The organism is Shewanella sp. BJSY2023SW001 (assembly GCF_047314685.1).
Lineage (GTDB): Bacteria > Pseudomonadota > Gammaproteobacteria > Enterobacterales > Shewanellaceae > Shewanella > Shewanella indica.
In genome coordinates this window covers 1-24,933 of record NZ_JBKORF010000030.1, presented here as the reverse complement: position 1 = coordinate 24,933, position 24,933 = coordinate 1, and the positions used below count along the sequence as shown (strand labels likewise).

Sequence of the window (24,933 nt, the reverse complement as noted above, 5' to 3'; positions counted from 1 at the left end):
TTGATATCAATCAGTAATTTCAACGTTCGACCAGGCTCTGTGTGAGCCCGGGTTGATGTAATCCATACCAGAGCTGCCCGAGGGCGATACCGCCATCATTGACCGGCACCAGGCCGGGTTTCAAGCGGTGAAATTCAAGCCGGGCGAGTTCCCGGTGGCAGTATTCACTGAGAAGCCTGCTTTGAAACACGCCGCCGCTCAGTACCAGCGGCAGATCTTCTATTCCTTCGGTCTTGAGCCAATCACGGGCCTTGAGCGCCGCGGCGATAATCCCTTTGCCTATGGCCTGAATAAAGGCCAGCGCCAGCAGTTCACTGTCCGGCTCGGTGCGCCAGGCTTGCAGCAGCGCCGAAAATAACGGCGCGCTTTGCCACTGCCCAAGCACCAGCTCGGCGCGAGTGTTTGTCGGTTCGAGCTCATGTTCAAGCTTCAGCTCTAAGCCAAGCTTCTCGGCGCCTTGCTGTTTCCCGGCGGCAATGGCTCTGCGGGCAAGGGTTTCCAGGATAATCCCGGCTTGGCCTTCATATTGGCTGAGTCGCAAGTTTGCCAGCATAGCGGCGGCGGCATCGAATAAACGGCCGATGGAGTGGCTCTTTGGACCTATGCCACTGCTGGCGAGCTTGCCAAGGTTGGCCAGCTTGGCAGCGGGCTCGGCGGCAAAGACCGCCAATTGCTGCAACTCTTCAATACCATGGTTTTGCAACAGCAGGCTATAGAGTAGGCGCCAAGGCTCGCGAATGGCCTGCTCGCCACCGAGCAGTGTCATCGGGCTCAGGGTTGCCAGGCGCTGAAAGCCCTGACAGTCGGCCAGCAGCAGTTCGCCGCCCCAGAGCTGGTTGTCATCTCCAAGCCCTGTGCCATCAAAGCTGAAGCCCAGCACCTTGCCGCTGTAATCATTGGCAGCCATCACCGCCAGCAGATGGGCGAAGTGATGTTGCACCTCAAGCTGCCGAGCACTTTGCCGCTCGGCCCAGCGGCTGGAGGCGTAGTCGGGGTGTTTATCGCGGATGATGGCCTCGGGTTCAAAGCGGTACAGGCGCTGGAAACTCTGCAAAGTGCGCTCGAAATAGCCTTCAGCCTCAACACTGAAAAGATCGCCGATATGGGGGCTGAGATAGAGCTGATTACCGATATTGAGCGCCAGGGTGTTTTTCTGTTGTGGGCCCACGGCCAGCAGTGACGGCAGCTTGTTGGAGCAGTTGTCTCCAGAGTCCTTACTCGCCAAGCTCTTGCTTGCTTTGTTCATGCTCGCCAAGCTTTTGCTTGGAAGGCTCAGCGGTGCATAACCGCGGGCGAGACGCAGTATTTGCAGTTCATCATCCAGCATCTGCACCACAGAGTCGTCACAACCGTTGATGATGGGGCGGTTATGATCCAATACTGCATCGACCACAGCCAGAGGCGGCTTGCCGAGTTGCTGCAGCACCTCGTCGCCGTCTGTGATAATCGGCTCACCGGAGCGGTTGGCACTGGTGGCCACCAGCGGCCGCTGCAGACCATCGAGCAGTAGGGTGTGCAGCGGCGTATAGGGCAGGAACAAACCCAGCCGGTCGATATCCGGGGCTATGGCGCTGCTGAGTGCCGGAGCGTCAGCCTGGTGTTGCTTCTTGCCCATAAGCACTATTGGCCGCTCTTGACTACTGAGCAGTTGCCATTCGGCGCTCGAGCCTTCGGCATACTGTTTGGCGAACTCGATTGAGGGCATCATCAGTGCCAGCGGTTTGGCCGGGCGGCACTTGCGGCGCCTAAGTTCAGTGACTGCGTCATGATTACCGGCATCACAGATCAGATGAAAGCCCCCTAGGCCCTTGATGGCGAGGATTTTGCCCTGTTTTATAAGGGCAATGGTTTGCGCCAGCGCTTGCTCTCTCTTGGCGAGGATTTCGCCGCCTGCGCCACGCAGTGTCAGCTCGGGGCCACATTTTGGGCAACTGACCGGCTGGGCGTGATAGCGCCTGTCCATAGGATCTTCATAGGCTTGGCGACAGGCATCACAGAGCGCAAAGCCCGCCATGGCGGTATTGTGTCTGTCGTAGGGCAGGTTGCGGATAATGGTGTATCTGGGGCCACAGTGGGTGCAGTTGGTGAAGGGGTAACCGAAGTGGCGATTATCGGGATCGCGTATCTCGGCCAGGCAGGCATCGCAGCTGCTCTTGTCGCTGCCCACAGTGACTATGGCCGCCGCTTGCCCCGCACTGCTGTGCGCTATGGTGAAATCCTGTAAGTCCTGCACTTGGGCATGGCTGACGGTGAGTTCATCAATGCGGCACAGCGGCGGGCGCTCGGTATCGAGCGCGGCTCGAAAGCCTGCCAGCGCCATCTCCGGACCTTGCACCAATATGCTGACGCCCTGCCCATCGTTGAGCACATGGCCCGTGAGCTGAAAGCGTTTTGCCAACTGGAAAATCCAGGGGCGAAAACCCACCCCCTGGACTATGCCTTTGATATTAAAGCTTTGGGCAACAAGCGCTGTCATCAGCGCCTCCTTTGCCTGAGCCAAAGTGCGCCGGCGGCGAGCAGGGCGCCGTCGAGATCGAGCAGCTGACTGGCCGCCAGCGGGAAGTTTTTGCCGATGCGGATGGCGATTCTCTTGCTCAGAACCGGGTTGGCCATGGCGCTGCCGGCCAGAAACACACAATCTATGCCAACGCTGAGATCCAGATGCTCGACCCAGTTGGCCAGATAGTCGGCCAGTGAATCCTGGGCGGCGAAGCAGAGCTTGGCGGCATCTGTGTCGCCGGCGAGGCGGAAACTCATGACAGTGCCCAGCGTTTTGCACCAGTTAAGGCCGCGCACCGCTTCGCCTTTGGCCAAGGGGTAATCGATTCGCGGTGCGTTGGCGCCCTTGTAACTCATGGCGGCGGCAATAAAGGCATCTTTAAGCTCTGTGGCCGACTGGCCCTGTTGTCCGAGCCCACTGATGATGGCGATAACGGCCCACAGTGCATCCAACCCGGGGAAGACAGATAGCTCGCGACTGCCAATATCCAGCAGGCGGTTATAACACTCGGGGAATTGGTTTTTGAATTTTTGCACCACAGTGCGCTGCGGACTTTGCTCCAGTGCGTGTACTATTTCATAGCCGCTGGCGGGCAGTTGAGTCAGTTCAAAGAAGCACTCTTGTTTGCCGTCCTTATCCAGATAGCGTATTTGTGAGGGATTCGAGCCGCTGAAATAGAGCAGTGCAGCTTTTTTTATACCGCAGAATTCGGCCTTAAGCGCGTTGAAGGCGCATTCGGCGCCGTGCTCTGTGGCCACTTGCCAGATATTAGCGTCATTCTCCGTGGCCGCTCTCAATACAATTTGCGGCTCTTTTTTGTTGCCCAGGTTTTGGACGGTCGCCACTGAATTGCCGAACCTTGCCTCATCGTGCAGGGTTTCCGGCAAGGCATGGCCTGAGCTTACCTTACTCAGCTGCGCCTGGTGAGCATAGAGCGGCAGATAGTGACCGGCTATCCAGCATAGCTCTACACGGGATGGCTGGGATAACTCAACCGCAAACAGATAGTCGCAGCCCTTGATACGCAAATACTCGCAGATGATCAGCAGCAGTCTGCTATCGGCAAACGCCACTGAGTACAGGGGCTGTGTGAGCCTGGGATGCTGCGAGCAGGGCCTTAACCGCAGCGCAGGTTTTTCCATCGAAGAAAGCGCCAGCACTTCGGCATCGCTCAGCAGGAAGTGGGCGTTGAGGCTATTGGGATTACAGCAGATAAGTGTTTGGCCGTTGGATATGTCCTGAGGCATATCATCTTGTTTGAGACTCAGTTTTAGGCGCCGATTGCCGCTGTCGGTAAGCGTGAGCGATTTGCCCTCAAGCAGTTGCTCGGCCATGGCACGGATATCGCTTGGTTGCAGGGCGCAGAGCTCCGGCTCGGCCAATACCGCCTCTTCACCATGACAGTGGGGGCAGGGCAAACGGATATTGGCAAAATCAGGGTGTTGGTTATCGCCCAAACGTGGCTGGCAGTGCTGACAAAACGCCAGGCTCGGCCGAGTGGCTGCATTGGGAAGTACGTCGGCTAAAGCCAATGGTGTGGCGGCGCCGAGCCTTTCCTCTGCCAGTAAAATACGTGAGTCCAGTAAGCTGGTGCTCAAGAGAAAATCACCTGCAATCTCATCGGCGAGCTGCTCAAGCTCACTCTGGCTCCCCTCTGCTTCGAGAATATATCGCCAGATGATCCTGGGCGCTTGATGATTGTGCTCAAGGGCGGCAGCAGCGCTTTGCTTGGCCGCTGATTTCAGCGGCAACAGGGCGATAGTGATATTCAGCTTATCGTAATTAAGATATTGGTTACATAAATGCCCATACCAAGGCTGCTGCGAGGCGCAGTCAAATTCGAATCTAACGAGTTTCATGGGATGTTTCCGGCAGTTTGTCTTCTTCATCGACCTTTGCAGTTACAGACAGCTTTGGGCGATAGGAGTGGGGAATAAGGGCTTCTATGTCAGTGTTACCGGTTTTTTGGCATTGCCAGCCAAGGTGCTGCAAATAGTTGATAAGCGTGGTTTCCATCAAGGGCACGGCGGCGGCAATTTGCGGTGTGAGCCCAAGGGTCATGGGTTCAATCACGGTAGGGGTGATCCCAAGCACCATGGTGTGGGGCCTGTCGCCAAGCATCTCCATCATAATCAGGGTTTGCAGCATTTCCACTTCATGGGCGCTGCCTTGCCAGTCGATTTCAGGGGGAGCCTTATCGAAGTCGAAGAAATAGACTTCGCCGGGTTTGGCGCCTGCGGCATTGACGGTATCGACCAAGAGCAAAGCGTCGTACTTGGCGATGATAGGGGTAAGCCCCTGTGCCAGGGTGCCGCCGTCGAGGAGATCGAGCTGATCGCTTGGGTGAGTAAATTGGTAGTTTTCATTGAGGTAATTGACAAAATGTACGCCGATACCTTCATCGGCGTACAGGACATTGCCAATACCCAGCAGCAATATCTTCATCTGACCTCTAGTGCTTGTCCGGGTGATAGTCATAACCCGAGACAATAGAGTCCACTGAGTTATGTTTGAAGCGGATACCTGTCCAGACCGCCATATAAACGTGGATAACCACGAAGATGACAAAGGCCCAGGTCAGATAGTGGTGCCAGATCCTGACCATAGCCAGGCCACCCATCTGCGCCGTGATCCAGCCGGAGATATCCCACAGCCAGCCGCCCATACCTTGATGGTAGACGTTGGCATAGAGTACCAGGCCGGTAATACAGATCACCGCAGCCATTACAGACACTGCCAGATAGGTCATAAACTGCAGTGGGCCATAGACACCGGCCTTGTTCAGCTTACCCATCCACAGATAGGACTTGAGCTGAACTATCCAACTCTTCAAGCTCATCACATCCCGAAACGAGCGCCGCTCAATATCGCTCTTACTGAAGAAGAACAGATAAGCTCGGGCCAGGGTAATGGCACAGAGGATAAAGCCGAAGATCAGGTGGGCAAAGCGGATCCAGCCTTGCACCAACACATCACTGGACTCGGGCGCCACCAGAAATGGCCAGGCGATATAAAAGCCTGTCACTACCAGTACCAAAATGGCCAGCGCTCTGAGCCAGTGAAATATCCGGATCGCGGCGCTGAATACTATCTCCTGTTTATAGGAAACACTCGATGTAGCCATGACGCTTCCTCCTTAGCGGGCATTGGGATCGATACGGAATTCGCCCAAAGACTGCCCCTTGTAATCCATCACGTGTACGGCGCAGGCCATACAGGGATCGAAAGAGTGAATAATGCGGATCACTTCCAGTGGCTTGGTGGGGTCTTCGAGCTTTAAGCCTATCAGTGATGCCTCATAAGGTCCCATCTGTCCGTTGGCGTCCACGGGGCCTGCGTTCCAGGTGGTGGGCACCACGGCCTGATAGTTTTCCACCAGTCCCCCTTTGATGCGGATCCAGTGACTGAGCATACCGCGAGGTGCTTCGAGCATGGCGTGGCCGACATATTCCTTGTTACTGTCAAGTTCAGGCTTGATATAAGTGCTGTCGTCACTCTGGATATTGGTCAGCAGGGCATCGAAGGTGCGCAATCCCTCTTTGGCCACAATCGAGGTTTGCAACATGCGCGCTGCGGTGCGGCCAAGGGTGGTGAACAGGGCCTCAATCGGCAAGCCGGTACGTTGCAGCAAACCATTGACGGCATCGACCACCACTTGATTGCCTCTGGCATAGTTCACCAGCATACAGGCAAGTGGGCCCACTTCCACAGGTTCACCCTGGTAGCGAGGCGATTTCACCCAACTGTATTTGTTGTCGCCATCCAGGGTTGGCAGTTTGCCGTAAACCGTATCGCGCTCAACAAAGCCGGTGTAATCCGGAATTGTGGTGCCATCGTAAGGGTGTTGCGGCTTATCGGCCTTATACCAGGCGTGGGTGACGTCTTCGGCAATCAGATCCGGGTTGATATCGCTGACACCGGCCAGGTCGCCCTTGAGGATAACCCCTTGCTCAAACAGATATTCACCATCAGCAGTGACAAAGTCGTTGGTGGCCATAAAGCTCTTGATGTTAACGCCGCCCAGTACCGAGGCTTCGCCGCCGAAGGCTTCGGCCGCCATTACGATATCGGCCTTGTAACCACGTTCAATAAAGTCGGCCACAATGGCATGTTTTTGTTTCCATTCCTGCAATCTAGCCGGGCTCAACATGTCACGCACCGAGGTGACACCGCCGACCACCAGAGACTGAGGGTGAGGCTGCTTGCCGCCGAAAATCGCCATCATCTCTGCCGCGACTCGTTGTACTTCCAATGCCTTAAGGTAGTGCGACAGGGCGATCAGGTTCTGCTCTGGGGTGAATTTATAGGTGCCGTTACCCCAATAGGCATTGGCGAAAGGTCCAAGCTTACCGGTTTCAACAAAGCCCTTGACTCTCTCCTGAACGGCTTTGAGCTCGCCTTCACCGGCAGCAATCGGCTTGTCAGTGTATTTGAGTGCCACCTGGGCCGCCTTGGCGGGATCGGCACTGAGGGCTGAAACCACATCGACCCAGTCCAAACCATGCAGATGATAGAAATGCACTATATGGTCGTGCATGATCAGCGAAGTATGCATCAAGGAGCGCAGATAGCGGGCGTTGAGCGGAATTTTCATCCCGAGGGCATTTTCCACCGCTTCGGTGCCGCAGCGATAGTGGGAATAGGTACACACCCCGCAGATCCGCTGCACGATAAGGCCCACATCCATAGGCGTACGGCCCTTGAGGATCACCTCAATCCCGCGCCACAGGGTGGAGGAGGACCAGGCTTTTTGTACCACGTTGTTTTCATCGACTTCCACCTCAACACGCAGATGGCCTTCGATACGGGTAATGGGATCTATGACTACACGTTGGTTCATTGATTAATCCTCCTTCGAACCGGCAAACAGACTGGCAACCGCATGGGCGCCGATACCCACCACAGTGGCACCGAGAATGACAGCGCCTATGGTATCGGCGGTGGCATCCAGGCCATGCAGCAGTTGTCTGCCAAGAGGTTTTTCAAAGTCAGCCATATCATCCCAGAAATTGGGCTCAGAGCAGCCCATGCAGCCATGACCGGCCAGCACAGGCCAACTGGTATGGTGATTGAAACGCTCGGTCGGGCAGTTGTTGTAGGTGTAAGGACCCTTACAGCCTACCTTGTAGAGACAGTAACCTTCTTTGGCGCCGGTATCACCGAATTCCTCGACAAATTCACCGGCGTCGAAACGGCCGCGGCGTTCGCAATTGTCGTGCACCCTGGCACCATAGGCCCACTTGGGCCGATTGAACATGTCCAGGGCAGGGAGCTTGCCGAACATGATGAAGTACATCAGGGTGCCGACAATATTCTTTTCACTCGGTGGGCAGCCACCCAGGTTAATGACCGTTTTGTTGACCACTTCATGGACACCCTTGGCACCGGTTGGGTTGGGCGCGGCGGCCTGAACCCCACCGAAGGCGGCGCAAGTACCCACGGAAATTATCGCAGCAGCGCCTTCGGCGGCATGCTTGACAATTTCGAGCCCGGTGTGGCCTTTACAACCGACCGTTAAGAAGGCGCCGTTGTTGGCCGTTGGCACGGCCCCTTCAACCGCCAGCAGGTAGTTGCCTTTGTAGGCTTCAAGGGCGTGTTCCAGATTCTCTTCTGCTTGCCAGCCGGCGGCAGCCATCAGGGTCTCGTGGTATTCCAGTGAGATATGATCGAAGATCAACGAATCCAGATTCGGGGTATCGGCGCGCACCAAGGATTCGGAGCAACCAGTGCACTCCGCCAGGTGTAACCAGATCAGAGGCACCCGATCGGCCAGTTCAGCGGCTTCGGCCACCAGATTGGAGAAGGGCAATGGCAGCGCCATCATGGCGGTAACCGAAGCACTCCACTTCATGAAATCACGGCGGGTCAGGCCGAGTTCCAGCATACGTTCCTGTAAAGATTTGTCCTGACGGGCAGGCAGCTGGCGCAACTTCTCCAGCCGTTGCCGTCCTTGCTCGTAAAGGGCTGCATGTGTGTCCATGGTTGAACCTTTTATTTATAAGAATGTAATAGCTTTTAACTCACACAAATCACGCCTATGAGTGTAGGTCGCAACAGAATGATTAAAGTTGATATGCGTCAAGATTTCTGCCGGGGTGTGATTTTTGATAAGTTTACTTTTTAATTACATGATCGGGATCAAAATGGTACGACAAGGGATTGGACAAATTGTCCAACTATCCCTTTTGAGGCATTTGAGATTTGTTATTTGCCAAACTTAAAATCCTTATCTATCCGTTTTATAGCTATTTTTTCAAAAACTGGAAATTGTGGGCTGCCAGTGAATCGAGAGGATCCGACCTATGAGCGTCAAAAAATTGCTGTCACTGCCACTTGTGATACTTTTGTTGGTCTTTTGTGGTCAAGGGCATGCTAAACCGTTACAGTCCCCATTGGCACTGGCGTTAAGCCGTGATGATGGTACTCAAGTCAGCCTCAATGACTATAAGGGGAAGGTGATTTATCTGGACTTTTGGGCCTCGTGGTGTGCGCCATGTCGCAAATCGTTCCCCTGGATGCAGCAGATGTATCACAAATACCGAGAGACGGATCTCGCCATAATCGCGGTGAATCTGGACACTGACTCCCAATTAGGTAGAGAGTTTCTCCAGCAACTGGATGCCGACTTTGATGTGCTTTATGACCCAGAAGGGCGGCTGGCACGCAGGCTGGACTTGCAGGGGATGCCCTCAAGTTTTCTATTTGACCGGAATGGAAAACTGCTCGGTAGCCATGTTGGTTTTTTCACCGAGCGACAAAGCCAGTATGAGGCTGAACTCAAGCGTGCGTTAAAGGAGTAACAGATGCGTAGGATTCGTTTATTGGGCTTATCGCTTATTATCACTCTTGGGTTGACAGCTTGTGCTCAACTCGGGGTTGAACCTTGGGAGCGGGATCAGTTGGCGAGGGAGGATATGTCGCTGGCGCACGAAAGGCTGGACTTGGCACTGGACGATCATATCTACTTCAGCAAAGAGGGAGCCAGTGGTGGCCGCGCATTCGCCGGAGGAGGCTGCGGATGCAATTGAAGCGGCAAAAGGGCGAAACCAATATTGCCGCAGCGCTGACACTGGCCAGCAGCTCACTGCTTGCCAGTGGTGCGACGTATGTCGGAGATGATAACTTCAGCTATCCGGATAACAGTGCCGACAAGGCTACCGATTGGCAGTTGGAAGCCGCATTGATGTTTTATGGCGAGCAGGACAGGGTGACAACTCTTGAGGGAGTTCTGCTGGCTAAAGGCGAATTTGATGACAGCAGTGGCCTGGATATCAAACTGGTGTTCGACAGCCTGAGCGGCGCATCGGCCACGGGCGCCGTGGTGCAGCAACAGAGCCAAACCCTGACCCGGCCTTCGGGCAACGGCGAATATCAGATAGCCGCCGGTGAGCAGGTGTTGGATGACAGCTTTGATGATAAGCGACTGCAACTGAGTGCCGATTGGTATAAGTTCTTTGAAAATAACTGGCAGCTGGCAGGCGGCTTTTATGGCTCACGGGAATATGATTACACTTCGCTCGGGGTCAATGGCGCGCTGGAGCATAGCTTCAACAAGAACAACAGTACCGCGTCCCTGGCGTTGGCTTACGGCCTGGATACCATAGATCCGGTCGGCGGCCGACCTTTGCCGCTTGCAACCATGGCAAGAAGAGTGGAATTCGACTCGGAAACCGCTTTTAGGCAAGCCTTTGAGGCAAGTAGAGAAGGCGGCTCGGATCATAAGCAAACCCTGGATCTGCTGCTGGGTTTTACCCAGGTGCTCAACCGTCGCTGGCTGTTGCAGGGCAACTATGGGTTTTCCCTGGTTAAGGGGTACCAGACAGACCCCTACAAGGTGCTGAGCCTGGTGGACAATCTGGGTGTCACCCAGAGTTACCTTTATGAATCCAGGCCAGACTCACGGCAAAAGCAAAGCCTGTTTTTGCTGCTCAAGGGGGCGCTTGATAGGGGCGTGCTGGATCTTTCCTGGCGCTACACTTTCGATGATTGGCAGCTGGATTCTCATACGCTGGAGAGCCACTTCAGGCACTATTTCTCTGATGGCTTCTATGGTCAGTTGCACCTGCGTTATTACCGCCAGAGTGCGGCATCCTTTTATCGGCCCTTGTTGCTCCAGAATGAGGGCTCAATGCCCGGCTATTCAGCTGAATTCGCCAGCGCAGACCACCGCCTTGGTGAGCTGCAAGCCTATACGGTCGGAGTTAAGCTCGGACATAAGCTCAGCGAGGGTCGCGAGCTCAGCTACCGCCTGGAATATTATCAGCAGCAGGGTGAAAACAACGGCACCTTACTGCCCGGTGAGCTTGGCAATATGCAGCTGTTTCCAAGACTCAGGGCGGTGATTGCCCAGCTCAGCTACCGTTTTTAGTTAATAGACAGTAGAGGAAAGCTGCCTTTGATCAAGAGCCACACCTCAGCGCCAGAGATGAACCTTAGCCGTACCGACTTTGGTTTTCGTGGCCGTTTTCGCTCGATGGCTAGCCCCTGTGAGTTACTGATTGCAAGCGATGACGAGCGTTTGGCGCTTAGCCTCACTCAAGCTGCCATTAAGGAATGCCAAAGGCTTGAGCAGAAATACAGCCGCTTTTTAGCGGGCAACTGGCTATGGCAGCTCAATCATTCAGCCGGAGCGCCTGTTATACTGGACAGCGAGGCGGCGGCGTTGCTGCAGTTTGCCAAACGCTGCTGGCAACTGAGTGAGGGCTTATTTGATATCACCGCCGGCCCTCTGCTCGCGCTCTGGTGTTTTGAAAAGGGAAAGGGTTCAGAAACTTCACTGCCGGGTTCGACTGATATCAAAAAAGCCTTGTCCCGGGTTGGCTTTCAACACCTCAAGTTCAGTTCCCATTTTGATGACAGTGCTGAAGATAAAAGCCCCCGAGAAATAGCTGAGCCGCCCTGGATCATGCTGCCAGAGGCAATGCAGTTGGACTTCGGCGGCCTGGTAAAAGAATATGCCGCCGATAGGGTTGCCGGGCTGTGTATGACCCGGGCCGCAACCACCGAGGTGCTGGTCAATCTCGGTGGTGATATCGCCGTCAGTGGTAACAGATGTTGGCAGGTGGGGATTGAAGATCCCGTCAATCTTGACCGAGCCGCGGAGCTGATGTCGCTCGATGTGGGCGCATTGGCCACCAGTGGCGACAGTCGCCGCTTTATCGAACATCAGGGGCATCGTTATGGTCATATTCTGGATCCTCGCAGCGGTTATCCTGTACAGGACGCGCCCCATAGCGTGACGGTTAAGGCCGCGAGCTGCATCACAGCCGGCATGTTGGCGACCCTTGCCATGTTAAAAGGCGCGGCGGCAGAAGACTTTCTCAAGGTGCAGCAACTGGAGTATCGCGTCATCAGATAACCTCTTCAATGAGTTGCGATTGCCGAAATCAGCAGTCTTCTCTTTGACTATTTGTAATTATGCTGCCATTTGAGTTTTTTCGGGCCGCTTGATTCTTGCCTTCAGCTTGACACAGGCGCGGCGCTGCTGCGAAATAGGGGCAACCTAAACCGGATGTTATACCCATGAGAATATTGCTGATAGAAGACAATGAGTTGTTGGCTCAGGGGATCTTGCTTAGTCTTGCCAAGTTGGATATGCAAGTAGATCACGTCACCAGTATCAAACAAGCAGAGGCGGCAGTGGTGAATGAAACCTTTAGCGCTATAGTGCTGGATCTGGGCTTGCCTGACGGTAACGGCCGTCAATTATTGACCCAATGGCGCCGCCGCGGCATAGATACCCCGACTATAGTGCTGACCGCTAACACCGACTTTGATACCAAGCTTGCCTGCCTAGATCTCGGCGCCGATGATTACCTGGCCAAACCCTTCGATGTACGCGAGCTGGTGGCCAGAATTAAGGCGATCGTCAGGCGACAACACGGTCTTAATCAAAACCGTTTGGAAGTGGGGGCTCTGGTTATTGATATGGATGCCCACCAGGTGCTGTTTCGCGGTCATCATATTCAGGTGTCGCGGCGCGAATATCAATTGCTGCTTGAACTGGCTCAGTCCAGTGGCCGGGTGCTCAGCCGTAATCAGCTTGAGCAGCTGACCTATGGCTGGGATGAGGTCGGTAGTAACTCCATCGAGGTGCATATTCACCATTTACGTAAAAAAACCGCCAATGAGCTTATCAAGACAGTACGTGGCATAGGCTATACCTTGGTGGCAGTAGAATGAGCCGGATATCTTTGCGGGTGGTGATGATGGCATTGATGCTGCTTGGCATCTGTTTGTCGGTTGGTGTCAGCAGTTACCTCAACACCCAGGATTCTCGCCGTCAGATAGAAGAGCTGTTCGATGCTCAGATGCTGCAAAGTGCCAAGATGCTGGAGATGTTTTATGGCGCTCAGGGGCAAGAGCATCGGCTGGATATGCTTGAAAAACCGCTGATTTTGAGCGTCAACCCGGGCAAGGCCAACACTTTTACCGAGCAGGCTGATGCCACTGAGCTGAGTTATGAGTTAAAGCTTGCCTATCAGATGTGGACCCCGGCCAAACAGTTGATGGCGCGTTCTGATAACAGCGACACTCAGCCCATGGCGCCGTTCGAGCGCGGTTATCACAGACACTATTATCAGGGCGAGTTGTGGCATCTGTTCAGTTATTTCTCTGACGATCTGGGCGTGTGGATCATTACCGGCCAAAGGGACGATGTGCGTGGCGAGCTGGTGGAGCAGATCATGGGCAACAGTTTTATTGGTCCGGCCTTGGTGGTGCCGGCAGTGGCGTTGCTGATGGTGTTTCTCTCTTATTGGTTGTTGCAACCTCTGGACAGTTTGGCCGTCAGGCTTAAGCACCGAAGCCCTGCGGATATGCGGCCGCTGGCGTTGCAACTACCCAAAGAGTTAGTGCCGGTGCAAGATGCGCTCAATACCTATATTACCCGCATTAGTGATAATTTAGCGCGAGAGCGGCGTTTCAGTGCCGATGCGGCGCATGAGCTAAAGACCCCGCTGGCGGTTATTAAACTGCACCGTCAGGGCTGGCAACAGGCCAAGACAGAGGCCGAGCAGCAGCTGCACCTCAATGCCATAGACACAGGTATTGGTCAGATGACCCATATGGTAGAGCAGCTGTTGTTACTGTCTCGGGTGGAATCCCTGTCCGAGCTGGAAGTGGCGCAAACGCCGGTGGCGGTAATGGTGCAGGAGGTGCTGGATCAATTGCTGCCGCTGATTGCCGATTACAGTTGGCAGCTGGAATTGCCGGAAGAGGTGTGTGTCAGGGTCGATCCCTTCTATATGAAACTGGTGCTGAAAAACCTGCTGGAAAATGCCTGCAAGTATTCGGGCAAAGATCAGCCGATCAAAGTCAGTTGCTGGCAAGAGGGTCGCCAAGACAGCAAACAAGTGGTTATTCAGGTATTGGATTCAGGGCCTGGGCTGCCATTGGAGCAGTGTCAGCAGTTGACTGAGCGCTTTTTCCGGTTCGCCGATGAGTCGGTATCCGGTGCAGGTCTGGGCTTGTCTATCAGTGCTCAAATCGTCGAGCTGCATAAAGGTAAGTTGAGTATTCAACCGGGCATTGAACGTGGCTTGGATGTAAGGATCATCTTGCCGGTTTGAGTTAGTCGGGCAAAGACAAGTAAAAAGCCGCAGCTTCCAATGGGGTTGCGGCTTTTAAATAAGGCAACTCTCAGAACAGATAACGATAGATTACTTGCGCCGTTCGCGGAGCGCCCAGAGTGGCAATAGGGTACTCGGCCTTGTGGCCATGTTTGAAAATAGCGCTGGTGTTGTCCTCATCAAACAGATTATCTATCCGCAGCGTTAACTGCTGGTTTTGGCTGGCGGTCAACCACCAGTCGGCGCCTATGCCTGTCAGCAGATAGTCGCCGGCCTTGAGCCCATAATCGGTAAATTCACCCACATAACGTCCCTGAAGATAAACATTCAGTGAATCAGTGGCATCCCAACTGAGGCGGGCAAAGCCCATGTATTGCGGGATCCGCTCTATCTGCTGATCTTTGCCGCGCTCGCGGGCACGGTTATAACTGCCGGATAACTCAAGTTGCCAGTCCTGGGCGGGGTTCATGATGTATTGAATATCCAGCCCCTGAGCCCGAACCTTGCCATCCAGGTTGGCGTACTGCCAAACATTGGTAGCAATTTCCCGTTTGTCCACCAGGTTGTCGGTTTCACGCCAGTAGGCCTCGACACTGAAAGTAAAGTCGCCTTGATAAACCAGTGTCAAATTGGTGTTGATACTCTCTTCACTCTCAAGATCAGGGTTGCCCAGGGTGCCGACCTTGGCCCATAGCTCAGATGAAGTGGGTTGCCGAAAACCATTGCCCACGGCGGCTTTCAGTTGCCAGTTTTGCCCAAGCTCCTGTTCAAGTCCCAGTGACGCCACCCATTTGTCTTCATTGTTGGCCAGGCGGTTATACCTGAGCCCCAACGCCAGCACTGTGCCTGGCAGAGCGGAAAAATTCGGCTTGTATTGCAAAAAGGCGGCTTTGGTATCGTCGGTGGGCGCTTGCAGCTCCATCACTTCATCGGCGCCATAATAGCTTTGCCACTCGATGCCGCCGAGCCAGCTGTCCCCCGAATCTGCCTGATAACGACCGCTGACCTTGGCGCCTTTGTCGGTAAAGCCCCAATAGGCATCCCGGTAAGGGATAGTCATGCTGCCATCCGGCTCCAGGGTGATTTCAGAGTAATAGGAGTCCCAGTTTTGATAGTGAAGCCGGGTTTCCAGGCTCAGCTTATTCGTTGCTTGATATTGCCAGCCGAGCCAGGCCAGAGTCTGTTTGCGCTCGTTTTCCGAGACGATGGCGCTGTAGGCCAAAGGCCTTTCCAGTACGCCATTATTGTATTGGCCGAACAGGGTGATTTTGTGCTCGGCAGCGGGTTGCCAATTGAGCTTACCGCCTATGTTCATCATGCGATAACCCCGGTCTTTATCTTCCGCGGCTACCGGCGAGTATTCGTCATCTTCCCAGAATGCGTAACCGTCAGATTGACTGGAGCTGCCGCTGAGGCTGTAGCTTAAGGTATCGCTGCCGCCACTGACATAAGCACCGAGATCATAACTGGTGAGAGTGTCGGCGCTTAAGTTAACTTCGCCGCCTTGCTCGCCATGATTGTCGCGGGTGATGATATTGACTACTCCGGCAATGGCATCCGAGCCGTAGATCAAACCTTGAGCGCCTTTGATCACCTCAATGCGCTCTATCATCATGGGGTTGATACTGTCGGTATAGGTGGAGCCATAGAGGCGGTTATTGAGGCGATTGCCGTCCAATAGCCAGAGTATATCCACAGGACGACTGCCCTGAAGCGAGTAGTCGGTATCCGTATGGCGGCCATTACGGCCGTTGGCAAATAGTCCGGGCACAAACTGGTTGAGGATTTCATTGATATCCACCGCACCAGCCGACACTATCATGTCGCGGCTGATAACCGTCAGACTCTGACCGGTATGGCTTAGAGCCAACACAGAATCATCCTGATAGCGGGTGCCGTTGACGGCGATGATCTCCATCGCTTCGTCGGCCTGGCCGGTAGGCACCAGCAGTATATAAGCGGCAATAGCGTAAAAGGGCAGCCAAGGCTGTGTCCGTTTTAAAGAGTAACTTCTACACATCTCAATCGTCCTTAAAAAGACTGTGTGATAATTCAGGCAACCGTTAATCGGGTTAACTTTGTGTTGCCGCGCATTCAAAAGGTGTGATTTGTATGAGTGCGCCGAGTTACATCGCTTATTAACACGGTGACGATTATAGAAACTCAACCAAGTGATTTGTTGATGGAGATCAAATTCCAGATAAAGAGTATGAAAAATATTATATTCGTAATACTGATGTGGACTTCGACCTATGCTGATGAGGAGGCTTTAAGGCGATGACACTGAAGCAACTTGTTGCGGCTAAAAACCAAGCGAACGAATGAGAATGCGCGATAAAAGATTGACCCGGTCTGCCTACTTCTCTATAGTAGCGCCCCGTTGAGACTCAAGAGTCCAACTATGGTGAGGTGTCCGAGTGGCTGAAGGAGCACGCCTGGAAAGTGTGTATACGGCAACGTATCGAGGGTTCGAATCCCTCCTTCACCGCCAGATTTAAAAAACCCGACCTTATGGTCGGGTTTTTGCTTTTCTAAGCACAATCTTTCGAATGATTGTGAGTGGTTCAGCCAGCACTGTCAGCTTTTGGCGCCTGGAGGGGATAAAGGCTGGTACAAACATAGGCGGTGTCTATGATTGAATCTAGGCCAGACGCCACGACAGACTTGTACAAGATTTGCACAAGGTCAGGCAGGTTATTCCCGTCGAACTCAGCCCCTTCCTTGAGGGTAAATTAGAGCCTCAAGATCAAGCCCCCCCCAGAAGTAAGACTCAAAGGTTCTCTAGCTATTAACGAGTTCGAGAATCTGATAGTTCAAGCGCTTAAGGCCATAGCTATGCCAATGATGTCGATGTAATGACTGGGTAAGTTTCGGATTAGCACAAGATACAGCCGAAACAGAAAGGGATTACGAGGCTTCGGAGGTAGGGGCATGAACTGAATTTCATCAGAGCGGCAAAACTGGGAACTCCATATCGTCAGTATATTTCCAAGGGCTTGCAAGGCTGGAATGTTCAACTAAAAGCCGCTTTGACTAACGAATAAGCAATTGGAACGAAATGATTTATTAAAGGTTTACACGCCTTTATGTTAGATATATTATTCGCCTCGTTCCGGAGGGGTGGCAGAGTGGTTGAATGCACCGGTCTTGAAAACCGGCATGGGTTTATAGCCCATCCAGGGTTCAAATCCCTGCTCCTCCGCCATATTCAGAGAGGCCCGCTTGTGCAAACAGGCGGGCTTTTTTCGTGTCTGAGTTTTGATGATTGTTATTCGTTTGGTGTTGTTTGGGGGATTTCCGAGGGACTGCTGGGTTTATAGCGCTGTCATGCAGGGTTCAAACTTCTGCTCCTTTGCCATATTCAGAGAAGCCCGCTTGTGCAAACAGGCGGGCTTTTTCGTATCTGAGTTTTGATGATTGTTATTCGTTTGGTGTTGTTTGGGGGATTTCCGGGGATTGCTGGGTTTATAGCGCTGTCATGCAGGGTTCAAACTTCTGCTCCTTTACCATATTCAGAGAGGCCCGCTTGTGCAAACAGGCGGGCTTTTTCGTATCTGAGTTTTGATGATTGTTATTCGTTTGGTGTTGTTTGGGGGATTTCCGAGGGACTGCTGGGTTTATAGCGCCGTCATGCAGGGTTCAAACTTCTGCTCCTTTGCCATATTCAGAGAAGCCCGCTTGTGCAAACAGGCGGGCTTTTTCGTATCTGAGTTTTGATGATTTCCTTGGCTTGTGGCCTTGTTGAATTAACGCACTGATAAGGCCTGGAAAAATGACAGTTACTAATATGTAGTGCTTATTGACAATAAAATAGTGGGGGAGGGAGTTAGCTAATGGACTGGATATAGTCTGCAATGTCAGTGCGCCCCCATTCATGGGCAAATTCAAGGGCTCCCATGTCTTTCATCGTCTGGCCGGTATAACGGATCCTTGTATCTATACCCGCCTTCACTAGCCGCTTCACAATATGGAGGTGACCATAATGTATTGCAGTAAAAAGGGGATTGCGGTCTGGCTCAGAAATATCGAGTTTTGCGCCAAGGCCGATGAAGTAGTTCACAATATCTTCGTTGCCATTCGAAGCAGCCCTATGGATTGGACTGCTGCCACTGATACTGTCTCTGCTATCGATATCGGCTCCCAGCTTGACCAAAGCCTGGCACAACTCCAAGTCGTCATTATCAGCAGCAATATGAAGCAAGCTGCCCAGTGGTGTTTGTAACTGAATCAGCTCAGTGTTCATTGATAGAAAGTCGATTGCATCAGCGGTTCTCTTCTCCCTGATGCATGTCATCAGAGCCCTTAATTTCAGTATTACAGCTTCGTTCACTTATTTATCCGTCCTGACTTAATGGTTCCCAGTGTGTATCAAGCCTAGTGTTTTCTGGAGTATGAGATTTATCAATAGCCGCGTGCTGGTTGAGTTTTACCTACAAAACATGGGCAAATATTCACCATTGGCCAGTAAATCTATGCTGCCGAACAAGGTTCATATGACGGCTTGTTTTATCAATACCTGTAGTGCCGCATTTATTATCTGAATTCTTGAGTACAAGTTTGACAGAAGGCTACGGCACCCACTAGGTGCAGAAATTCTTACTATTAGGGTTATCTGGGTTCAGGACTTGTATCCTAAAGTCCGGCGCCAGATTGAACCGTTTTATAACGCTCGATATTCGGTCAGATGTTAATGCAGAACCGAAATCCGAGAAGAATGGGATTGGATCATTATTGATAGCCCACATGTCATTCATTGTCTTGGCTAATTCTCTGGCTTGCTCCCAATCACCTGCAAATATCTTGGAGTAATCAAAATGCGGCCATGCCGCAATATCATCATCCTCTGCCGAATCTTCGCTGAAGAGAAAGGATACGCTGATCTCCGAGTGCCAAGGAAACACGCCTACATCAATGATCCTTAGCTCTTTTTCGCCAAAGTCAGCTAAAGCTTGCCGCAATTTCCCTTCTAGCAGTTGCTCAATGTTTTCTCTGCTGTATTCCATATCCATTCCCATTTCTTTTGATGTCTTAATTAAGCTGTATAGGTTTATATGAACTGTTAGACTTCGCGCCTACTGACCTTTCCCGAGATTAGTATCAAGGATGAAAAATGTCGCATGTAGTCTTGCAAGCCGATGTTCAGCCATTTAAATTAAAAATACAGTAAAAACTACTATGCCCATAACTCTTGTTGTAATTGTACGAATTTTCCAAGCCTTACCAAGTCCAGCAGTAATGTAATATTGTCTTGTTAGAATTTGATTGCACTTAAAAACTTAGAAATAGAGTTGTGTAACTTGAAAACACCAAACTCTATATCTACGTAGTACACGTTGCCTTCATTTTTTGGACCACTACCGATAAAAATCATTTCATCGCCTAGGGTGACCGCAATGGGGTTTGCATCAATACCTTCAAGATAAGGGTTATACCTTTCACGGATAGCCGTTACCTCTTCTGGCGGGATTATTTCAACTATCTCCAACTTCTTGTCAGGTATAAAATCACTCAACTCCTTATGCTGAGCTACATCTATGTATTTTCCGATAATTTCTTCTGTGATGCTTTCCATTACTTCCCCGAGAGGTATCACGCCTCAAGTAGCGCTTCAGTTAGTTGACTTGTTAATTGAAAACTGATGTAAAAAGCAAAAATCAAGCCATCCACTGTAAAACAATAACTTAATCTTCTTTCTGTCTATATCAATATGCAACACCAGATGCAGATGATTACTCATGATGGCGAATGCCGCTACATCAATGGCAAAAACGGACTCCAGTTCAAACAATAACGATTCCACCCAACCACGGCGGTGGTCATAATTCTTGCCCGAGTAGGCATCATCACCACACAAGAAGGCACGCCGCACCACGCGGCTACAACAATGATAGTAAGGCGTATCTTCAAGGCTGATTTGAGTTCGGCGAGGGCGCGGCATAATAACCTCCTTGTTAAATGCTTAAAAAAAGCATAGTCGAAGGCTAACTACCGCGCCATTAACCTTGGGTATCCATTTTTTTGCCTTCTAAAATTTTAATATCCTAATTAACTTGAAGTTCTGGCTGTTTAGCTGAGTTCAACTTGCCTCTGAGGATACGATACAAACCCCAAGTAACAATAGCATCTGCTGTTATTCCTAAACCAAACATCACTGCAATACTTTGAAGTGTGGGCACAAATATGCCTACTTGATAAAACACAAATGCACCGCCATAAAAAATACAATTGACGATCAAAGATTGATAGAGCATTAGATCGGTACGCCCAATCCCATAAAAGTAGCTATCTATGACACTGTTTAAGCTAAACACCATATAGAATCCCACCATCAGCCACACCAGATCCGTGATCGGTTTAGGGTCACTTACTCCCATTACATTAGAAATAAAACTATTCCACAATGGCGTAGTAAGCATCCAAATAGTAATGATTCCTGTAGTTAACAAGAGGTAGCGATTAACCTGTTTAGATGTTAGACGATTATTAATCGCCGCATCCTGTTTTACTAGTTTACCCAAAGCTAAGACAGGAAGTAGCAACCACCCCCAAATAAACTGGTTAGCAATCCAAAATATTCCTGCTTGTTGTACTTGGTTTACCAGTTGCAGGATCATGATAATAAATGCGGCATTACGAACAAAAGACTCAAGACCAGATTTACAGCCAATTTTTCCCCACTCTTTGAGCCATTGCTGTTGAGGTACCTTACCTTGTCGTATGTTTAAGCTCACGCCTGATTTCGATAAATAAGTGACAGTTGCTACAGCAAGAAAGCTATTAACAATAATATTGCTAATAGCTATCCCATTTACGCCGATTTGAAATGAGAATGATTGTTTACTGACTAGCAGACAATCGCACATAACTGTCATAACCATTTGCACTATGAGTAATTTATACAGTACTTTTTTCTCGTTTTTCAGCACTAAGACCAACGACAAGAATGCATAAAGGCTAGAAAGCAGAATAGCTAATGACTCTAATCGAATGTATTGAACTGTACTCTCAAACAACTCAGTTTTCTGCTGCATTGCCCCAACGAATTGTGGCGCTAGCCACAATACTAAAACGGTCACAACAAGATAACTCAATACGATAATAAGTAATGAAATACTTGCTCGCTGACGAAAGTCCTTTTCATCGTTGATGACTTTTCCGAGAATAAACGCTAGCGGTATCAAGAGAGTTTCGCTTAGCACCTCATAGCCAACATTTAGCCAAGCTACTTGTGCTGCAATACTGAATGCCCAAGGGCTTGGTATACTCCCCAAAAAGTGGATTCGCGTTGTCGAGTAGATTAACGGTATAAAGCTTGTAAGGATCAACACCAGCCAAAGTTGGTAATCAATTGATCTTCTTTGGTTTTGTTTCAAAATTAAATCTTATCGTTAAAAAATCAAGCCACCCATTGTAAAACAATAACCTAATCTTCTTTCTGTCTATGTTCAAGCACCGTTAGGGGATTTGAGCACACTAAGGTCGAAAGATATCCGTGAGATGCAGAGGCTTGATGAAATCGAACCTATTTCACGCAAAAATGCGAGATTTGAGCCGTGCTAGCCCCACCCATGGTTCAGGGGGTTTCAATGACTGCGGTTGAGATAAATAGTGTGGGGTTCAGGCCGTTTGAAAGTACTGGCAACTGGTTGCAAAATGCCGTCGTCGCTTCTCCAAGTGTTCGCAGTAACAGCTGAGCTCTTGCAAGGTGCCTACTGGCCCACGAAATAGTCTTCCAAATTCAGTGGTAAGCTTGAGCCAATTATCATGAGGAATATTCAACCGCATCAGTAGCTTGGTACTCTTTTCACTTATCGAACCTCGCTTATCATCGCGAATACAGCGCCCGGTATCATCCACCAATTCAAGATAATCTTTGAGCCCAAACGCAATACCACTGCGCTGGTTATCGCATTCATTGCCGATAAAGGGCAGTAGCTTGGCGGGTTGTTCGCATTTCAAGGCTGCCTGAATACGTAGCCGAATGCTGGTATGTTCTGACTGCTCAGGCGTATCGGCCATCTTGGCTCTGATGGGGTTGAGGTCAACGTAGGCCATGCAGGTTAACACTGCGGCTTCATCAAGTAAGGCTTGTGACTTAAATCTTCCCTCCCACAAATTTATCCGGAATAAATTTGAACAGCTTTAGCTGGCCCGCAGGGAGAGCGCCAGGGATGGCGGCGAATAGAATCGGCCGGTACAGTTATCTTCCTGATTGGCTTGACGCGCTATCGGTTCATTAAGACAACGCATGAACCAACTGATGTCACATAACCTGCTGCGATAAATTGCAATAGTATGCTTCAGCCTGGGGACTTCATACGCTTCAATCAGCTCACCTTGGGTGAATTTGCGGGTTAACTCATCACCTTTGAACAGCTTATGCCATTGCTCAAGCACTTCTCTGTCTGTCCATCGGTTTGCTGTCTCTATATCAATATGCAACACCAGATGTAGATGATTACTCATGATGGCGAATGCCGCCACATCAATGGCAAAAACGGCCTCCAGTTCAAACAGTAACGATTCCACCCAACCACGGCGGTGGTCATAATTCTTACCCGAATAGGCATCATCCCCACACAGAAAGGCACGCCGTACCACGCGGCTGCAACAGTGGTAGTAAGGTGTATCTTCAAGGCTGATTTGAGTTCGGCGAGGGCGCGGCATAATAACCTCCTTGTTAAATGCTTAAAAAAAGCATAGTCGAAGGCTAACTACCGCGCCATTAACGTTGGGTGTCCATATTTTTCGGTATTCAATTACTGAAAGCCTAAAGATATTTGCTGAACGTAGCATGCCCATGACTTATAACATCTCACAGATGCGTAACTGAACTTCGGTGCTTCTGGTGTGACATCAAGTTTCTCTTTAAGGAGATACATTGTTTGAGCAACATTTGAAACGTTGCTGTATCGTTCACGATTTGGAACGATACTGGAGTCTATGAACCCCCTTGCTATATTCTTCGGACCCCGATGTAAATTATCTTTCCAAAATTGGCTCTCTCTATCATTTGAAGCGCTAATGGCTCCACTTTCAAAATCAAACGACCATTGATTGAAATCGCTCTTCAACTGCTCAAACAGCTCGCTAGAAATAATAAAGATATCTAAGTCTGAATCACTACTAAATGGGGTGCCTAATTTTCTTGGAGATAATGACTGACCTAATCTAGCACTACCTGTAACATTCAGCTCTTTGGGGTCAATATCTAATCTTGCGCCAACCCATGCTCGAATTGATTCATAAATTCCGGGGCAATCTTTGAAGGCGAATGGAATACCTTCAGACAACCACTGCCTAGCGATGGCTTGCCTTGCGGACTCTCCACCATGCTTTGCAGCTTCTGAGATTAATTTTGCTTCTGGATAAGCTGATACAATATCTCTTAAATGGTTTGATACTTTAAATGGTTCCATACTGCCCTTTAGAATTAAGTTGGTTGAATCGATTAACTATGTAGCTAGCTCGTTGATGTACAGCCCTAAAACTTTTACTATTACCAAATCTTGGCTCTGGATATTTAAGTCTTGCAACTATCCCAGCAGCCTCATAATTTGTAAGTGAGGTCATATCCAATTCTAAACGCTTACATGCCTGATCAATACCGTGCATATTCCATCCGAAATAGGCAACGTTTAGATAGAGTTTTAGTATTTCTTTTCTTTCAAGAGTTAAGGTGATTTTAGTGGCTAAATAAATTTCTTTCAGTTTTCGTTGTGAGCTTATTTCATAACGTCCAGTGACTGTTCGTACTAATTGCATGGCTATTGTAGAACCACCTTCCCTTTTGTTACAAAAAATGGTTTTCCAAGTAGCTCTGACCAAACCAATAGGATCTACACCAAAATGCGACCAGAAACGATGATCCTCTCCAGCTACAAGGAGATCTAATAAATTGTCGGACAAGTCCTTATCTGCGCTTTCTATTCGTAGCTTTTCTATACTCTTAGTGAGTTGGTTCCATTCATCTTTTAACTTCATTTTATTATGAATACTTTCTTGAATACTAGACATAATGATTCCCTGTGCAGGTGTCGGCCTCCGTGTTTTCTCGTGGATTAGTTAAACCAGAGCCACACTGTTTGTTGATCCAATAGGCAAACAATCACAGGAGGCCGACATGTCTAAAGCTAACACACTTTTTATCGGGTTGGACGTACACAAGGAGACCACTGACGTGGCCTGGGTTTCTGATAAGTCTGCTGAGATTGTGCATTACCATGGCACAATCCCAACCAACCTGCGTTCATTCGATAAACTCATTAAAAATCAAACAGCCAAAACCAGTAAAATCTGTGTTATCTATGAGGCCGGTCCCTGCGGCTTCTGGCTCTATCGCCATCTGTTGCGCCGTGGCATTGAATGCTGGGTGGTAGCACCGGCACTCATCCCCAAAGCCCCGGGCGACCGGGTCAAAACCGATAAACGCGATGCCATGACATTGGCCAGGTTAGCGCGTAGCGGCGATTTGCACTCTATTTATGTTCCGGATGAGCGGGATGAAGCTATCCGCGACCTTATCCGCTGCCGGGAAGATGCCATGCTCGATTTGCGCCAGGCACGGCAACGGCTGAAATCCTTTCTGCTGCGTCATGGTCATCCCTGCACTGGTCGGCAAAACTGGACCGAGGCCTATCGACGCCACCTGGCTGATATCAGCTTTCCTCAAAGTGCTACTAAAATCACCTTTCAGCATTACATTCATATTGTTACCGAGCGCTATGAGCGCTTGCAACGGCTGGAATTGGAACTGCAAAGCCTGGCCGAAAGCTGGCGTTGGTACCCACTGGTGCAACGTCTGACGGTACTGCGTGGAGTACGTTTCTTATCCGCTATGACCCTATTGGCGGAACTGGGTGA

The 24,933-nt window shown here is 50.6% G+C and carries 20 protein-coding genes, 2 tRNA genes and 2 pseudogenes; 9 read left to right on the top strand and 15 right to left on the bottom strand.

Going from position 1 to position 24,933, the window contains the following annotated elements:
* Nucleotides 1-19: 19 nt before the first annotated feature.
* The 6 genes from hypF to hyaA are packed head-to-tail and all read right to left on the bottom strand — an operon-like array spanning nucleotide 20 to nucleotide 8,480.
* Nucleotides 20-2,476, bottom strand: coding sequence for a carbamoyltransferase HypF (gene hypF / locus ACMHXH_RS07235; protein ID WP_335912895.1), 2,457 nt, complete (start codon nucleotides 2,474-2,476; stop codon nucleotides 20-22).
* On the bottom strand, nucleotides 2,476-4,359 hold the full coding sequence (locus ACMHXH_RS07230) for a NiFe hydrogenase (RefSeq protein ID WP_335912893.1): 1,884 nt from the start codon (nucleotides 4,357-4,359) through the stop codon (nucleotides 2,476-2,478). The genes hypF and ACMHXH_RS07230 overlap by 1 nt, the downstream gene beginning before the upstream one ends.
* Entirely contained in the window at nucleotides 4,346-4,945 is a 600-nt protein-coding gene (locus ACMHXH_RS07225) for a HyaD/HybD family hydrogenase maturation endopeptidase (RefSeq protein ID WP_093982780.1), read from the bottom strand. The genes ACMHXH_RS07230 and ACMHXH_RS07225 overlap by 14 nt, the downstream gene beginning before the upstream one ends.
* A 7-nt stretch (nucleotides 4,946-4,952) precedes the next feature.
* Nucleotides 4,953-5,624, bottom strand: coding sequence for a Ni/Fe-hydrogenase, b-type cytochrome subunit (gene cybH, locus ACMHXH_RS07220; protein ID WP_100143765.1), 672 nt, complete (start codon nucleotides 5,622-5,624; stop codon nucleotides 4,953-4,955).
* Between the two features lie 12 nt (nucleotides 5,625-5,636).
* The gene (gene hyaB / locus ACMHXH_RS07215; protein ID WP_039035910.1) at nucleotides 5,637-7,340 is read right to left on the bottom strand and encodes a nickel-dependent hydrogenase large subunit; all 1,704 of its coding nucleotides are present in this window, start codon (nucleotides 7,338-7,340) and stop codon (nucleotides 5,637-5,639) included.
* Between the two features lie 3 nt (nucleotides 7,341-7,343).
* The gene (hyaA, locus tag ACMHXH_RS07210) at nucleotides 7,344-8,480 is read right to left on the bottom strand and encodes a nickel-dependent hydrogenase small subunit (protein WP_039035909.1); all 1,137 of its coding nucleotides are present in this window, start codon (nucleotides 8,478-8,480) and stop codon (nucleotides 7,344-7,346) included.
* Nucleotides 8,481-8,802: 322 nt separating this feature from the next.
* Here hyaA and ACMHXH_RS07205 point away from each other — a divergent pair, with 322 nt between their 5' ends.
* The 6 genes from ACMHXH_RS07205 to ACMHXH_RS07180 all read left to right on the top strand — a co-directional run bounded on the left by ACMHXH_RS07205 (nucleotide 8,803) and on the right by ACMHXH_RS07180 (nucleotide 14,070).
* Nucleotides 8,803-9,300 (top strand): TlpA disulfide reductase family protein, encoded by a 498-nt coding sequence (locus tag ACMHXH_RS07205; RefSeq protein WP_234501527.1) that lies wholly within the window; start codon nucleotides 8,803-8,805, stop codon nucleotides 9,298-9,300.
* A 3-nt stretch (nucleotides 9,301-9,303) separates the two neighbouring features.
* A complete protein-coding gene (locus tag ACMHXH_RS07200; RefSeq protein ID WP_039035907.1) occupies nucleotides 9,304-9,528 on the top strand; it encodes a DUF4266 domain-containing protein in 225 nt (74 codons plus the stop codon).
* On the top strand, nucleotides 9,519-10,868 hold the full coding sequence (locus tag ACMHXH_RS07195; protein ID WP_413737884.1) for a DUF3570 domain-containing protein: 1,350 nt from the start codon (nucleotides 9,519-9,521) through the stop codon (nucleotides 10,866-10,868). Before ACMHXH_RS07200 ends, ACMHXH_RS07195 begins: the two co-directional genes overlap by 10 nt.
* A 57-nt stretch (nucleotides 10,869-10,925) precedes the next feature.
* On the top strand, nucleotides 10,926-11,858 hold the full coding sequence (locus ACMHXH_RS07190; RefSeq protein ID WP_335912897.1) for an FAD:protein FMN transferase: 933 nt from the start codon (nucleotides 10,926-10,928) through the stop codon (nucleotides 11,856-11,858).
* Between the two features lie 164 nt (nucleotides 11,859-12,022).
* Nucleotides 12,023-12,682, top strand: coding sequence for a response regulator (locus ACMHXH_RS07185; RefSeq protein WP_039035905.1), 660 nt, complete (start codon nucleotides 12,023-12,025; stop codon nucleotides 12,680-12,682).
* The gene (locus tag ACMHXH_RS07180) at nucleotides 12,679-14,070 is read left to right on the top strand and encodes an ATP-binding protein (protein ID WP_335924577.1); all 1,392 of its coding nucleotides are present in this window, start codon (nucleotides 12,679-12,681) and stop codon (nucleotides 14,068-14,070) included. Before ACMHXH_RS07185 ends, ACMHXH_RS07180 begins: the two co-directional genes overlap by 4 nt.
* Before the next feature lie 70 nt (nucleotides 14,071-14,140).
* Here the strand turns inward: ACMHXH_RS07180 and ACMHXH_RS07175 are convergent, their stop codons facing one another.
* Nucleotides 14,141-16,090, bottom strand: coding sequence for a TonB-dependent receptor plug domain-containing protein (locus ACMHXH_RS07175; RefSeq protein WP_413737882.1), 1,950 nt, complete (start codon nucleotides 16,088-16,090; stop codon nucleotides 14,141-14,143).
* 383 nt (nucleotides 16,091-16,473) lie between these two features.
* Between ACMHXH_RS07175 and ACMHXH_RS07170 the strand changes: the two genes are divergently transcribed.
* Both ACMHXH_RS07170 and ACMHXH_RS07165 read left to right on the top strand, forming a co-directional pair.
* Nucleotides 16,474-16,561: transfer RNA gene (locus tag ACMHXH_RS07170), tRNA-Ser, on the top strand.
* 623 nt (nucleotides 16,562-17,184) lie between these two features.
* Nucleotides 17,185-17,275, top strand: a tRNA-Ser gene (locus tag ACMHXH_RS07165).
* 621 nt (nucleotides 17,276-17,896) lie between these two features.
* Here the strand turns inward: ACMHXH_RS07165 and ACMHXH_RS07160 are convergent.
* From ACMHXH_RS07160 to ACMHXH_RS07125, 8 genes and pseudogenes are all read right to left on the bottom strand, one after another.
* On the bottom strand, nucleotides 17,897-18,400 hold the full coding sequence (locus tag ACMHXH_RS07160) for an ankyrin repeat domain-containing protein (protein WP_413737880.1): 504 nt from the start codon (nucleotides 18,398-18,400) through the stop codon (nucleotides 17,897-17,899).
* Nucleotides 18,401-18,650: 250 nt separating this feature from the next.
* On the bottom strand, nucleotides 18,651-19,079 hold the full coding sequence (locus ACMHXH_RS07155; RefSeq protein WP_413737878.1) for a hypothetical protein: 429 nt from the start codon (nucleotides 19,077-19,079) through the stop codon (nucleotides 18,651-18,653).
* Between the two features lie 242 nt (nucleotides 19,080-19,321).
* Nucleotides 19,322-19,642 (bottom strand): hypothetical protein, encoded by a 321-nt coding sequence (locus ACMHXH_RS07150; RefSeq protein WP_226685361.1) that lies wholly within the window; start codon nucleotides 19,640-19,642, stop codon nucleotides 19,322-19,324.
* A 123-nt stretch (nucleotides 19,643-19,765) separates the two neighbouring features.
* Nucleotides 19,766-20,008, bottom strand: a pseudogene (locus ACMHXH_RS07145) (transposase); the annotation flags it as partial.
* A 103-nt stretch (nucleotides 20,009-20,111) separates the two neighbouring features.
* Nucleotides 20,112-21,443, bottom strand: coding sequence for an MATE family Na+-driven efflux transporter (locus ACMHXH_RS07140; RefSeq protein ID WP_413737876.1), 1,332 nt, complete (start codon nucleotides 21,441-21,443; stop codon nucleotides 20,112-20,114).
* 244 nt (nucleotides 21,444-21,687) lie between these two features.
* Nucleotides 21,688-22,737 (bottom strand): annotated as a pseudogene (locus ACMHXH_RS07135) (transposase).
* Nucleotides 22,738-22,829: 92 nt separating this feature from the next.
* Nucleotides 22,830-23,489 carry a hypothetical protein gene (locus ACMHXH_RS07130; RefSeq protein ID WP_039036182.1) on the bottom strand — a complete coding sequence of 220 codons (660 nt, stop codon included), beginning with the start codon at nucleotides 23,487-23,489 and terminating at the stop codon, nucleotides 22,830-22,832.
* The gene (locus ACMHXH_RS07125) at nucleotides 23,476-24,087 is read right to left on the bottom strand and encodes a biosynthetic peptidoglycan transglycosylase (RefSeq protein ID WP_413737874.1); all 612 of its coding nucleotides are present in this window, start codon (nucleotides 24,085-24,087) and stop codon (nucleotides 23,476-23,478) included. The genes ACMHXH_RS07130 and ACMHXH_RS07125 overlap by 14 nt, the downstream gene beginning before the upstream one ends.
* 106 nt (nucleotides 24,088-24,193) lie before the next feature.
* On the opposite strand from ACMHXH_RS07125, the gene ACMHXH_RS07120 reads away from it, so the two are divergent.
* Nucleotides 24,194-24,933: IS110 family transposase (locus tag ACMHXH_RS07120; protein WP_413737872.1), on the top strand; the 740-nt coding region annotated here is incomplete at its 3' end.